Origin of the sequence: Streptomyces sp. NPDC026206 (assembly GCF_040638465.1) — a bacterium.
GTDB lineage: Bacteria > Actinomycetota > Actinomycetes > Streptomycetales > Streptomycetaceae > Streptomyces.
In genome coordinates this window covers 123,173-135,782 of the sequence record NZ_JBEZYL010000013.1, presented here as the reverse complement: position 1 = coordinate 135,782, position 12,610 = coordinate 123,173, and the positions used below count along the sequence as shown (strand labels likewise).

Below are 12,610 nucleotides of genomic sequence, written 5' to 3'. Positions count from 1 at the left end.
GCGGGCTACGCACGAGGCTGTCGGTGTGAGGCATTACAGTCGGGCCCATGACCAAGTGGGAATACGCGACTGTGCCGCTTCTCGTACACGCGACCAAGCAGATTCTGGACACCTGGGGCGAGGACGGCTGGGAGCTCGTCCAGGTCGTGCCGGGTCCGAACAACCCCGAGCAGCTGGTGGCCTACCTCAAGCGGGAGAAGGCGTGAGTGCGGTCGAGTCCAAGCTCTCGGAGCTGGGACTGACCCTTCCGGAGGTCGTGCCGCCGCTGGCCGCCTACCAGCCGGCCGTACGCACCGGCGCCTACGTCCACACCGCCGGCCAGCTCCCCATCGTCAAGGGCGCCGTCCCGGCCACCGGCAAGGTCGGTGCCGAGGTCAGCCCGGAGCAGGCCAAGGAACTCGCGGGCGTCTGCGCGCTCAACGCCCTGGCCGCCGTGAAGTCCGTCATCGGCGACCTGGACAAGATCGTGCGGGTCGTGAAGGTCGTGGGCTTCGTCGCCTCCGCGCAGGACTTCACCGGTCAGCCGGGCGTCCTCAACGGCGCGAGCGAGCTGCTGGGTGAGGTGCTGGGCGAGAAGGGCGTGCACGCCCGCTCGGCCGTGGGCGTGGCCGTGCTGCCGCTGGACGCGCCGGTCGAGGTCGAGATCCTGGTGGAGGTCCGGGACTGACGGGCCGGGCCACCTTGCGGCCGGGCCACCTTGCGGCCGGTCCGGGTTCCGGGCGGGCCGGGTTCCGGGCGGGCCGGGTTCCGGGCGGGCCGGGTTCCGGGCGGTCCGGGTTCCGGGCGGTCCGGGTTCCGGGCGGTCCGGGTTCCGGGCGGTCCGGGTTCCGAGTGGTCCGGGCTCGCAGGTGGGCGGCGGTGGCCCCCGACCGGTCGTCCCCGGCCGGTTCCTCTCGAACATCCGCGCGTGAGCGCATAGCATCCGGCCATGTCGACTTCGAACGGCCAGTGGTACCCGCCGGAGTGGCCGGACCGGATCAGAGCACTCGCCCGTGGCGAACTCCGGCCAGTGGCGCCCCGTCGCGCCGCGACCGTCCTTCTGTTGCGCGCCGGAGCCGGCGGCCTCGCCGTTCACATGTTGCGCAGACGCGCCTCCATGGCTTTCGCCGGGGGCGCGTACGCGTATCCGGGCGGCTCGGTGGACCCGCGCGACGAGCGCGACGTGCCCTGGGCGGGCCCCTCGCGTGCGGAATGGGCGGCGCGCCTGGGGACCGATGCGGCCACCGCGCAGGCCATCGTGTGCGCCGCCGTCCGTGAGACCTTCGAGGAGGCGGGCGTGCTGCTGGCGGGGCCGGCACCGGACACGGTCGTCGCGGACACGACGGGCGAGCAGTGGGAGGCCGACCGGGCCGCGCTCGTCAGCCGTGAGCTGTCCTTCGCCGACTTCCTCGACCGGCGGGGCCTGTTGCTGCGCAGCGACCTCCTCGGCCCCTGGGCGCGGTGGATCACCCCTGAGTTCGAGCCCCGTCGCTACGACACCTGGTTCTTCGTCGCCGCCCTTCCCGAGGGCCAACGCACCCGTAACGCCTCCACGGAGGCCGACCGCACGGTGTGGACCGCCCCCGCAGAGGCGGCCGCCGGTTACGACCGGGGTGATCTGCTGATGATGCCGCCGACCATCTCCACCCTGCGGTCGCTGCTGCCGTACGCGAGCGCGGCCGAGACCCTCGCGGCCTCCGGTGAGCGGGATCTCACCCCCGTACTCGCTCGGGCGCGGCTCGACGGGGAAGAGATCGTGCTGAGCTGGCCGGGGCACGATGAATTCACCAAGCACATCGCCCGGCACATCGCCCGGCACATCGCTTCAGGAACCTCGAGAACCTCAGGACCCGCGGGAGCCGACGGATGACGTACGCAACCGACCTGCCAGGACGGCCGCGCCCAGGCGCGATCGGCGGCCCGGCGACCGCCCGCGCGACCTGCGTCCTCGCGCCCAACCCCTCCGCGATGACGCTGGACGGCACCAACACCTGGATCCTCGCCGAGCCGGACTCCGATCTCGCCGTCGTCGTCGACCCCGGGCCGCTGGACGACAACCACCTGCGCAAGGTCATCGACACGGCCGCCGCGGCGGGCAAACGCGTCGCTCTGACCCTTCTCACCCACGGCCACCACGACCACTGCGAAGGGGCGGCCCGCTTCGCCGAGCTGACGGGGACACACGTACGGGCGCTGGACCCGGCGCTGCGGCTGGGCGGCGAAGGGCTCGGTGTGGGCGACGTCGTCACCACCGGCGGCCTGGAGCTGCATGTCCTGTCCACTCCCGGGCACACCGCGGACTCCCTGTGCTTCCACCTCCCGGCGGACCGGGCGGTCCTCACCGGCGACACGGTGCTGGGGCGCGGCACCACGGTCGTCGCGCACCCGGACGGGCGGCTGGGCGACTACCTCGACTCACTGCGCCGGCTGCGCGCGCTCACGGTCGACGAGGGCGTGGACGCGGTGCTGCCCGGTCATGGTCCCGTGCTGGACGACGCCCGGGGCGCCATCGAGTACTACCTCGCCCACCGGGCCAAGCGCCTCGCCCAGGTCGAGACGGCGGTCGAGAACGGCCGGCGCACCCCGTCCGAGGTCGTGGCGGCCGTCTACGCGGACGTCGACCGCGGGCTGTGGCCGGCCGCCGAGCTCTCGGTGCGGGCACAGCTGGACTACCTGGACGAGCACGGATTGATCTGAGGCCGGATACGAGGGCCCGGTCCGACGGCCTGCTCCGATCACCTGGTCCGAGGGTCCCGTCCGACGGCCCGCTCCGAGGACCTGGTCCGAGGCCGCAGCCGGGCATCGCCGAGGACCGGTTTCCGGTCCCGGAGTCCGGAAGCGGCGGTACGGCGAAGGGCCCCGTCGCGCCTTGCGGCGTGCGGGGCCCTTCGTGGCGTGCGTTCGCGCGTGCCCGCGTCAGCGGGAGCGCTTGGCGAGGCGCTCGACGTCCAGCAGGATCACGGCGCGTGCCTCCAGGCGGAGCCAGCCGCGGCCGGCGAAGTCCGCGAGGGCCTTGTTGACGGTCTCACGGGAGGCGCCGACCAGCTGGGCGAGCTCCTCCTGGGTGAGGTCGTGCACGACGTGGATGCCCTCTTCGGACTGCACGCCGAAGCGGCGCGACAGGTCGAGCAGGGCCTTGGCGACGCGGCCGGGAACGTCGGAGAAGACGAGGTCCGACATCGAGTCGTTGGTGCGGCGCAGCCGGCGGGCGACGGCCCTCAGCAGGGCGGTGGCCACCTCCGGGCGGGCGTTGAGCCAGGGCTGCAGGTCGCCGTGGCCGAGGCCGAGCAACTTGACCTCGGTCAGCGCGGTTGCGGTGGCGGTGCGCGGTCCGGGGTCGAAGAGGGACAGCTCGCCGATGAGCTCGCCGGGGCCCAGGACCGCCAGCATGTTCTCGCGGCCGTCGGGGGAGGTGCGGTGAAGCTTCACCTTGCCCTCGGTCACCACGTAGAGGCGGTCGCCCGGGTCGCCTTCGTGGAACAGGGCGTCGCCCCTTGCGAGGGTGACCTCGCCCATGGAGGCGCGCAGCTCAGCGGCCTGCTCGTCATCGAGCGCCGCGAAAAGCGGGGCGCGCCGCAGAACGTCGTCCACGAGTTCTCTCCTTGTCGACATGCACAGAGGACCGTGGTCCCCATGATGCCCGTCGGTAAAACTGTGTGATCAAACACAAGTGTGGCGCATCGTCGACCGAAGCCCTACGGCAGGGGTCCGATTGGGCTGTGGTTTTCCTGCGGCCGGGGCGGATGTCAGTGCCGGGCTTTAGTCTGGCCGGGTGTCCAATTCGCCGGTGAGAGCAGAGGGCAAGGGGGCTGGGAGGGTGACTTCGGACCGTAATTCCGCTGTGGGCGAACAGCCTGCCGGGAAGAAGACAAAATCCGTCAATAGCGAAAAATCGCCGGACGGTGAGGCGCTCACTGCGGCCCGGGAGTCCACGCGGGGGAGGGTAGTGAAGACGACGCCGAGGACGGCGGCGAAGTCCGCTCGGGGAACGGCGGCCAAGTCCGCTGCGAAGCCCGCTGCCAAGCCCGCAGCGAAACCCGCCGGGGAGTCCGCGGGGAAGCGCGCGGCCACGTCCGGCGCGAAGCCTGCGGGGGAGCGCGCGGCCACGTCCGCCGCGAAGCCTGCTGCGAAGGCCGACGCGAAGCCTGCGGGCAACACTGCCGCGAAGACCGCCGCCAAATCCGTGGCCAAGTCCGCCACGAAGGCCGGCGGCAATCCCTCCGCCGCGAAGACCGCCGCCAAGCCGGCAGAGAAGACGGAATCGCGGACCGCGCTCGTCCGCCGCGCGCGCCGGATCAACCGTGAGCTCGCCGAGGTCTACCACTACGCCCACCCCGAGCTGGACTTCGAGGATCCCTTCCAGCTCCTGGTCGCCACGGTCCTCTCCGCGCAGACCACCGACCTGCGCGTCAACCAGACCACCCCCGCCCTCTTCGCCGCCTACCCCACTCCGGAGGACATGGCGGCGGCCGACCCGCAGACGCTCGAGCAGCTGATCCGGCCGACCGGCTTCTTCCGTGCCAAGGCCAGGTCCCTGATAGGTCTCTCCGCCGCGCTGCGCGACCGCTTCGGCGGCGAGGTGCCCGGGCGCATAGAAGACCTGGTCACTCTCCCCGGTGTCGGCAGGAAGACCGCCAACGTCGTGCTGGGCAACGCCTTCGGCGTCCCGGGGATCACCGTCGACACCCACTTCGGCCGCCTCGTGCGGCGCTGGAAGTGGACCGACGCGGAGGACGCGGAGAGGGTCGAGGCCGACGTGTGCGCCCTCTTCCCCAAGAGCGAGTGGACGATGCTCTCGCACCGCGTGATCTTCCACGGCCGCCGGGTCTGCCACTCGCGCAGGCCCGCCTGCGGCGCGTGCCCGATCGCTCCGCTCTGCCCGTCCTACGGCGAGGGCGAGACCGACCCGGAGAAGGCCAAGAAGCTGCTCAAGTACGAGATGGGCGGCCGGCCGGGCCAGCGGCTGAAGCCCCCGTCCGACTACCCGGGTCTGCCCGCCAGTCCGCTGGGAGCCGAGTGAGCGAGCGCACGCCGAGAGACCGCTGCCCAGACGCCGAGGAAGACCGGGGAAAGCGCATGCCGAGCACGTACGGCAAGGAGAGCGTGGTCAGCGCCGAGGGCCTGCCCGAGTGGCTGGAGCCGGTGGCGCGCGCCGCTCCGACCATCGAGCCGCATCAGCTCAGCCGCTTTCTTCCGCCGGCGAGCGGCGGTCGTCAGTCCGCCGTGCTCGTCCTTTTCGGTGAGGGGGAACAGGGCCCGGAGCTGTTGCTCATGGAGCGCGCTGGGACGCTGCGCTCGCACGCCGGCCAGCCGTCCTTCCCCGGCGGTGCCCTCGATCCGGAGGATGGTGATCCGGATGGTGGCGGCCCGGTGCGGGCCGCGCTGCGCGAGGCCGAGGAGGAGACCGGACTCGATCCTTCCGGTGTCCAGGTCTTCGGCGTGCTGCCCCGGCTCTACATCCCCGTGAGCAGCTTCGTCGTGACGCCCGTGCTCGGCTGGTGGCGTGAGCCCAGCCCGGTCTCGCCGGTCTCCCTGCAGGAGACGGCCCGGGTGTTCACCGTCCCCGTCACCGAGCTCACGGCCCCGGAGAACCGCGCGATGGCCGTCCACCCCAGTGGCCACAAGGGCCCGGCCTTCCGGGTGGGCCCGGCGCTGGTGTGGGGATTCACGGCCGGAGTGATCGACCGGATCCTGCACTATGCCGGATGGGAGCGGTCCTGGGACCGCGAGCGGGAGGTCCCGCTGGACTGGCGCTCCTGACGAGCATGAGACGGTGGCCCCCGCTGGCCACGACAACTGCAATGCGAGGCATCTTTCGGTGAACGTGCTGGACATCGTGCTGCTGATCGCCGCCGTGTGGTTCGCGATCGTCGGCTACCGTCAGGGCTTCGTCGTCGGCGTGCTCTCGGTGATCGGTTTTCTGGGGGGCGGCCTCGTCGCCGTCTATGCGCTGCCCGTCATCTGGGACAGCGCCACCGACGAAGCCGAGCCGGGCACGATCGCGGCCGTCGCGGCCGTCGCCATCATCATCCTGTGCGCCTCCGTGGGCCAGGCCGCCACCACCCACCTCGGCAACAAGCTGCGCCGCCACATCACGTGGTCGCCGGCGCGCGCACTGGACGCCACGGGCGGTGCCCTCGTCAATGTGGTCGCGATGCTGCTGGTCGCCTGGCTGATCGGCTCCGCCCTCGCCGGCACGACCCTGCCGACGCTGGGCAAGGAGGTCCGCAGCTCCAAGGTGCTGCTCGGCGTCGCCCGGGTGGTCCCGTCCCAGGCCAACACCTGGTTCGCCGACTTCAGCACGGTCCTCGCGCAGAACGGCTTCCCGCAGGTCTTCGCGCCGTTCTCCACCGAGCCCATCACCTCGGTCCCCGCCCCCGACCCCGAGCTTGCGGGCAGCCCGGTCGCCGTGGCCGCCCAGCGCAGCATCGTCAAGGTCGTCGGTAACGCCCCCGCCTGCGGCAAGGTGCTGGAAGGCACCGGTTTCGTCTTCGCCCCCCACCGGGTGATGACCAACGCCCACGTCGTCGGTGGCGTGGACGAGCCCACCGTGCAGATCGGCGGCCAGGGCCGGCTCCACGACGCCAAGGTCGTGCTCTACGACTGGAAGCGCGACGTCGCAGTCCTCGACGTGCCGTCGCTGGACACGCCCGCGCTGCGGTTCGCCGGGGACGACGCGGAGAGCGGCAAGAGCGCCATCGTCGCGGGCTTCCCCGAGAACGGCTCCTACGACGTGCGCGCCGCCCGCGTCCGCAGCCGCGTCCAGGCCAACGGCCCCGACATCTACCACCGCGGCAACGTCCGCCGCGACGTCTACTCCCTCTACGCCACCGTGCGGCAGGGCAACTCGGGCGGGCCCCTGCTCACCCCCGACGGGCAGGTCTACGGGGTGGTCTTCGCCAAGTCCCTCGACGACGCCGAAACCGGTTACGCGCTGACCGCCGACGAAGTGCGTCAGGACGCCGCATACGGCCGTACAGCCTCGGGCAGGGCGAATACCCAGGGGTGCGCGCTCTGACCCGCCCCAGGGGCCCCAGGGGGCCGTGCGGGAGGCATCCCGCAGTCGTACGTGCGTGCGAGACGGGATGCTGGGGGCGGTGAGGTGATCAGCGGCTGCGGGGATGCCTCAGCCGCGCCGACACCCAGCGGGCGCGGCGCCGGATGATGCGGGGAATGCCGATCCGGGGGTCGGGTCCGGCCTCCGGCCGGTGTTGCCCCCGCTCGGGTGCCTCCGTCACAGCAAGCACGGCATCACCCTCGATGCCGTGCTCCTGAGTCACGTCGGTCACGTCACGGTAGTCGTGCGTCCAGCCCATACCAAAAGCTCTGCCCGGGCCCAAAGGTCGGTAATCGCCCATGGGTCCGGCAATTGGCCTATGCGCGAGGCAATTGGCCACCTGGGGAACAGCCGTTCCCTCCGCTGGGCCGGCCGGTCTCCAGCGGTTGGGCCGGTCTCTAGCGGTCCGGTTCGGGGTCCTTCAGCCAGCCGATGAGCTCGGCCGAGAACGCTGCCGGGTCCTCCTCGTGCGGAAAGTGCCCGAGGCCCTCGAACAGCCGCCAGCGGTAGGGCGCCTCCACATACTCCCCGGAGCCCGCAGCGCTGCGTGTGCGCATCACCGGATCGAGCGAACCGTGCAGGTGCAGGGTCGGTACGCGCACCGGGCGCTTCATGCGGCGGTTGAACTGGATGCCGTCGGGCCGGGCCAGCGACCGGACCATCCAGCGGTACGGCTCGATCGAGCAGTGGGCCGTGGAGGGGATCGACACCGCCCGCCGGTAGACCTCGATTGCCTCGTCGTCCGGCAGCCGCGGCCCCGACCAGTCCCGGATCAGCCGGCCGACCAGCGCCGCGTCGTCCGCGACCAGCCGCCGCTCGGGCAGCCACGGCCGCTGAAAGCCCCAGATGTGCGAGCCGGCGGCACTCTGCTTGGGATCGGCCAGCATCGCCGACCGCCAGCGGCGCGGATGCGGCATCGAGGACACCACGAGCCGGCGCACCAGCTTGGGCCGCATCACCGCCGCCGTCCAGGCCAGATAGCCGCCCAGGTCGTGCCCGACCAGCGCGGCGTCGGGCTCGCCGAGGGAGCGGATCACGCCGGTGATGTCGAGGGCGAGGTTCGCCGGGTCGTAACCCCTGGGCGTACGGTCGCTGCCGCCTACGCCGCGCAGGTCCATCGCCACCGCCCGGAAGCCCGCCTCCGCGAGCACCGGCAGCTGATGCCGCCACGTCCACCAGAACTGCGGGAACCCGTGCAACAGCAGCACCAGCGGCCCCTCGCCCATTTCAGCGATGTGGAACCGCGCTCCGTTCGCCGCGACCTCGCGGTGCGTCCACGGGCCGTCCGGCCGTACGACCCCGGTGGGCGAGCCCCCCGACGGGCCCGGCGTCGCCGCCGGTGCCTGCGGTGCCGAGGGCAGGCCGGGTTCGGGGGACGCGGGCGCTGCGGGGGTATCGGGCACCGTCATACGGACGAGCGTGTCACAGATGCGTCGGCGTGGCTCGTGTCGGCCACCGGCCGGGGGTGCGGCTTGACGGTGCTCAGCACGGCCGCCGTCTCCTTCGCTGCCGCGATGCTCTTCTCGGGCTTCTTGATCTTCTTGAACTTGGCGATCGCCATCAGCCCGAGCAGCGCCGCGAGTAGCAGATACGCACCACCGGTGATCAGGAAGGACCAGGCGAGCCCGAGGCCGAGGTGGTGGATCCCGTACGCTGCCGCGAAGCTCAGCACGGGCAGGGAGAAGAGCGCCAGGACCCCTGCGGCGGCGATGGCCCCGCCACCGATGCCCAGCCGCCGGGCGTCCTGTCGCAGCTCGGCCTTGGCCAGCGCGATCTCGTCGTGCACCAGCGCGGACAGCTCGGTGGTGGCCGTGGCCACCAGCTGGCCGAGGCTGCGGTTCGCGCCGTCGTCGGCTGCGCTCATCGGCTGCTCCCTCATCGTCATCAGCTTCGTCATCCGCGGAACGTCGTCCTCCGGGCCCCGGTCTCCCGGTCTCCCGTCTCCGGGCATGGCACCGCAGGTGTAAAGACTCTCAGATCATGCCGGACCGTCGCCCTGGGTGGTGCGCTGCGAGGCGACTTCCGCCAATTTGCGGTGTGTGGCCGCCTTCGCTTCGTACTTCGCGGCCATGCGGAGGTGGTACGCCGGGTTGTCCTGTTCGTAGATGTCCGGGATGCCGTCCTCGTCCTCGTCCCGGTCCTCCTCCTCGCAGAGCTTGCGGTACTTGTTGTCGCGCAGCTTCAGCAGCGTGCTCGCCAGGACCGCCGCTATCAGCGAGCCGACCAGCACGGCGGCCTTGACCTCGCCGACGAGAACCGTGTCGGCGGCGAAGGCGAGCTCACCGATCAGCAGGGACACCGTGAAGCCGATGCCGGCCAGTGAGGCGACGGCCAGGACGTCGGGCCACTTGAGGTCGGGGTTGAGTTCCGCTCTGGTGAAGCGGGCCGCCAACCAGGTGCCGCCGAAGACGCCGATCGCCTTGCCCACGACCAGGCCGAGTACGACACCGAGCGTCTCGGGCCTGGTGAAGACGTCCGACAGCGCACCACCGGAGATCGCGACGCCTGCCGAGAAGAGCGCGAACAGCGGCACGGCCAGCCCTGCCGACAAGGGGCGTACGAGGTGTTCGATGTGCTCGCCCGGGGAGCGCTGCTCGTCGTCGCGGCGGGTGCAGCGCAGCATCAGTCCCATGGCGACACCGGCGATGGTTGCATGGACGCCGCTGTTGTACATCAGAGCCCAGTTGACGACGGCCAGCGGCACGTAGATGTACCAGCCGCGTACGCCCTTGCGGAGTAGGAGCCAGAAGACCACCAGGCCCACCACGGCGAAGCCGAGGGCGGCGAAGTCGAGGGCGGAGGTGAAAAAGACCGCGATGATCAGGATCGCGAAGAGGTCGTCGACGACGGCCAGGGTCAGCAGGAAGGCACGCAGTGCCGACGGCAGTGCGGTGCCGATGACGGCGAGCACGGCGAGGGCGAAGGCGATGTCGGTGGCGGTGGGTACGGCCCATCCGGCCAGCGAGCCGTTTCCGCTGGAGGCGACGGTGAAGTAGACGAGTGCGGGTGCGGCCATTCCGCAGACTGCGGCGACGACGGGCAGGATCGCGGCCTTGGGGTCGCGCAGCTCGCCCGCGACGAGCTCGCGCTTGAGCTCGATACCGGCGACGAAGAAGAAGACGGCCAGCAGGCCGTCGGCCGCCCAGTGCTGGAGGGAGAGATTCAGGCCGAGGCCGGTGGGGCCGATGTGGAAGGAGCGCACGGACTCGTAGCTCTCGCGCAGCGGGGTGTTGGCCCACAGCAGGGCCGCGACGGCCGCGACCAGCAGGAGTACGCCGCCCACGGTCTCGGTACGCAGCGCGTCCGCGAGGAAGTTCCGCTCGGGCAGCGGGAGCCTGCCGAGAAAGACGGAACGGCGGTTCTTGGGCGCGGCCACGGTGGTGGACCTCCTGGGCTCGACTGTCGACTGCGTGCACGTGCGTACACGTGTCCTGTGTGCCGACCAGACTTCCCGGCGCGCCCTTGATTCTTGTCGCGATCTTTACGCGACAGGTACTTACTCTAGCCGGAACGGGTGAAGGGCACCCGGCGTCACGCCGGGTGCCCTTCACCCGTAGCGGCCGTGCGGGCCTGCTGCGGAGTGGTCAGTCCTCGGTGGAGGAGGACGGGAGCTTGGCCTGGATGAGGTCCATGACCGAGGAATCGGTGAGCGTGGTGACGTCGCCGAGGGTGCGGTTTTCGGCCACGTCGCGCAGGAGCCGGCGCATGATCTTGCCGGAGCGGGTCTTGGGCAGTTCGGCGACCTGCATGATGCGCTTGGGCTTGGCGATCGGGCCGAGCTGCTTGGCGACGTGTGCCCGCAGCTCCTCGGTGAGACCCTCCTCGTCTTCGGCGGCGGCGCTCTCGGCGGTGCCGCGCAGGATGACGAAGGCGCAGATCGCCTGGGTGGTCTGCGGGTCGTTGGCGCCGACGACCGCCGCTTCGGCGACCTTGGGGTGGGAGACGAGGGCGGACTCGACCTCGGTGGTGGAGATGTTGTGGCCGGAGACCAGCATGACGTCGTCCACGCGGCCCAGGAGCCAGATGTCGCCGTCGTCATCCTTCTTGGCGCCGTCACCCGCGAAGTAGCGGCCCTCGAAGCGTGACCAGTAGGTGTCGATGTACCGCTGGTCGTCGCCCCAGATGGTGCGCAGCATGGACGGCCACGGCTCGGTGAGGACGAGGTAGCCGCCGGAGCCGTCGGGCACCTCGTGGGCGTCGTCGTCCACGACGGTGGCGGCGATGCCGGGCAGCGGAACCTGCGCGGAGCCGGGCTTGGTCTCGGTGACACCCGGCAGCGGGCTGATCATGATGGCGCCGGTCTCGGTCTGCCACCACGTGTCGACCACGGGCGTGGTGTCGGCACCGATGTGCTTGCGGTACCAGATCCAGGCCTCGGGATTGATGGGCTCGCCGACCGAACCCAGGATGCGCAGGCTGGACAGGTCGAACTTGGCCGGGATGTCGTCGCCCCACTTCATGGCGGCGCGGATCGCGGTGGGAGCGGTGTAGAGGATCGTGACGCCGTACTTCTGGACGATCTCCCACCAGCGCCCCTGGTGCGGGGTGTCGGGGGTGCCCTCGTAGAGCACTTCGGTCGCGCCGTTGCTCAGCGGGCCGTAGACGATGTACGAGTGGCCGGTGACCCAGCCGACGTCGGCGGTGCACCAGAAGACGTCCGTCTCGGGCTTGAGGTCGAAGACGGCGTGGTGGGTGTACGAGGCCTGGGCGAGGTAGCCACCGGTGGTGTGCAGGATGCCCTTCGGCTTACCCGTGGTGCCCGAGGTGTAGAGGATGAAGAGCGGGTGCTCGGCGTCGAACGCCTCGGGGGTGTGCTGGTCGGACTGGCGCTCGACCAGGTCGTGCCACCACACGTCGCGGCCCTCGGTCCAGGCGACGTCCTCCTGGCCGGTGCGGCGGACGACGAGCACGCTGCGGACGTTCTCGGTGCCGGGACGGGTGAGGGCCTCGTCGACGGCGGGCTTGAGCGCTGAGGGCTTGCCGCGCCGGTAGCCGCCGTCGGCGGTGATGACGACGCGGGCGTCGGCGTCGTTGATGCGGGTGGCGAGGGCGTCCGCGGAGAATCCGCCGAAGACGAGTGAGTGCGGGGCGCCGATACGGGCGCAGGCGAGCATCGAGACGACTGCTTCGGGGATCATCGGCAGGTAGATGGCGACCCGGTCACCGGCCTGGACGCCCAGCTCGGTCAGGGCGTTGGCGGCCCGGGAGACCTCACGCTGGAGCTCGGCGTAGGTGATCGACCGGGTGTCGCCCGGCTCGCCCTCGAAGTGCAGGGCCACCCGGTCACCCAGGCCGTTCTCCACATGGCGGTCGACGCAGTTGTACGCCACGTTGAGCTTGCCGTCGGCGAACCACTTGGCGAACGGGGGATTCGACCAGTCCAGGGTCTCGGTCGGCTCGGTCTCCCAGCTCAGGCGGCGGGCCTGCGCGGCCCAGAAGCCCAGCCGGTCAGCCCGCGCCTGCTCGTACGCCTGTGCGGTGACGTTGGCCTCGGCGGCCAGGCCCGCAGGCGGTGCGAAGCGGCGCTCCTCCTTCAGAAGGTTGGCCAGGCTTTCGTTGCTCACGACATCTCCC

General features: G+C 71.2%; 13 protein-coding genes. 7 read left to right on the top strand and 6 right to left on the bottom strand.

The annotated features are described in order from the left end of the window. Window positions 1-47: 47 nt before the first annotated feature. The 4 genes from AB0F13_RS19595 to AB0F13_RS19580 all read left to right on the top strand — a co-directional run bounded on the left by AB0F13_RS19595 (window position 48) and on the right by AB0F13_RS19580 (window position 2,676). On the top strand, window positions 48-206 hold the full coding sequence (locus tag AB0F13_RS19595; protein ID WP_003967454.1) for a DUF4177 domain-containing protein: 159 nt from the start codon (window positions 48-50) through the stop codon (window positions 204-206). Continuing rightward, entirely contained in the window at window positions 203-667 is a 465-nt protein-coding gene (locus AB0F13_RS19590; protein WP_362083477.1) for a RidA family protein, read from the top strand. Before AB0F13_RS19595 ends, AB0F13_RS19590 begins: the two co-directional genes overlap by 4 nt. 261 nt (window positions 668-928) lie before the next feature. Further along, window positions 929-1,849: an NUDIX hydrolase gene (locus tag AB0F13_RS19585; RefSeq protein WP_362083474.1), complete on the top strand. Its 921-nt coding sequence runs from the start codon at window positions 929-931 to the stop codon at window positions 1,847-1,849. After that, window positions 1,846-2,676, top strand: a complete 831-nt coding sequence (locus tag AB0F13_RS19580) for an MBL fold metallo-hydrolase (RefSeq protein WP_362083471.1) — start codon at window positions 1,846-1,848, stop codon at window positions 2,674-2,676. The genes AB0F13_RS19585 and AB0F13_RS19580 overlap by 4 nt, the downstream gene beginning before the upstream one ends. A gap of 219 nt (window positions 2,677-2,895) precedes the next feature. Here the strand turns inward: AB0F13_RS19580 and AB0F13_RS19575 are convergent, their stop codons facing one another. After that, complete coding sequence (locus AB0F13_RS19575) at window positions 2,896-3,570, bottom strand: Crp/Fnr family transcriptional regulator (protein WP_004939715.1); 675 nt, start codon at window positions 3,568-3,570, stop codon at window positions 2,896-2,898. Window positions 3,571-4,162: 592 nt separating this feature from the next. On the opposite strand from AB0F13_RS19575, the gene nth reads away from it, so the two are divergent. Genes nth through AB0F13_RS19560 form a run of 3 tightly spaced genes read left to right on the top strand, consistent with a single transcriptional unit; the run spans window position 4,163 to window position 6,997 of the window. Further along, window positions 4,163-4,999, top strand: a complete 837-nt coding sequence (gene nth, locus AB0F13_RS19570; protein WP_362083575.1) for an endonuclease III — start codon at window positions 4,163-4,165, stop codon at window positions 4,997-4,999. Window positions 5,000-5,055: 56 nt separating this feature from the next. Then, window positions 5,056-5,739 carry a CoA pyrophosphatase gene (locus AB0F13_RS19565; RefSeq protein WP_362083468.1) on the top strand — a complete coding sequence of 228 codons (684 nt, stop codon included), beginning with the start codon at window positions 5,056-5,058 and terminating at the stop codon, window positions 5,737-5,739. Window positions 5,740-5,797: 58 nt separating this feature from the next. Beyond that, the gene (locus tag AB0F13_RS19560; protein ID WP_362083465.1) at window positions 5,798-6,997 is read left to right on the top strand and encodes a MarP family serine protease; all 1,200 of its coding nucleotides are present in this window, start codon (window positions 5,798-5,800) and stop codon (window positions 6,995-6,997) included. 88 nt (window positions 6,998-7,085) lie between these two features. On the opposite strand, the gene AB0F13_RS19555 is transcribed toward AB0F13_RS19560, so the two are convergent. The 5 genes from AB0F13_RS19555 to acs all read right to left on the bottom strand — a co-directional run bounded on the left by AB0F13_RS19555 (window position 7,086) and on the right by acs (window position 12,600). Further along, window positions 7,086-7,295, bottom strand: coding sequence for a hypothetical protein (locus tag AB0F13_RS19555; protein ID WP_362083462.1), 210 nt, complete (start codon window positions 7,293-7,295; stop codon window positions 7,086-7,088). A 139-nt stretch (window positions 7,296-7,434) separates the two neighbouring features. After that, a complete protein-coding gene (locus AB0F13_RS19550; protein ID WP_362083459.1) occupies window positions 7,435-8,445 on the bottom strand; it encodes an alpha/beta fold hydrolase in 1,011 nt (336 codons plus the stop codon). Further along, window positions 8,442-8,900: a phage holin family protein gene (locus AB0F13_RS19545; protein WP_362083456.1), complete on the bottom strand. Its 459-nt coding sequence runs from the start codon at window positions 8,898-8,900 to the stop codon at window positions 8,442-8,444. The genes AB0F13_RS19550 and AB0F13_RS19545 overlap by 4 nt, the downstream gene beginning before the upstream one ends. Window positions 8,901-9,014: 114 nt before the next feature. Then, window positions 9,015-10,412 carry a Na+/H+ antiporter NhaA gene (gene nhaA / locus AB0F13_RS19540; RefSeq protein WP_362083453.1) on the bottom strand — a complete coding sequence of 466 codons (1,398 nt, stop codon included), beginning with the start codon at window positions 10,410-10,412 and terminating at the stop codon, window positions 9,015-9,017. A 208-nt stretch (window positions 10,413-10,620) separates the two neighbouring features. Beyond that, a complete protein-coding gene (acs, locus tag AB0F13_RS19535; protein ID WP_362083450.1) occupies window positions 10,621-12,600 on the bottom strand; it encodes an acetate--CoA ligase in 1,980 nt (659 codons plus the stop codon). Between the last annotated feature and the right edge of the window lie 10 nt (window positions 12,601-12,610).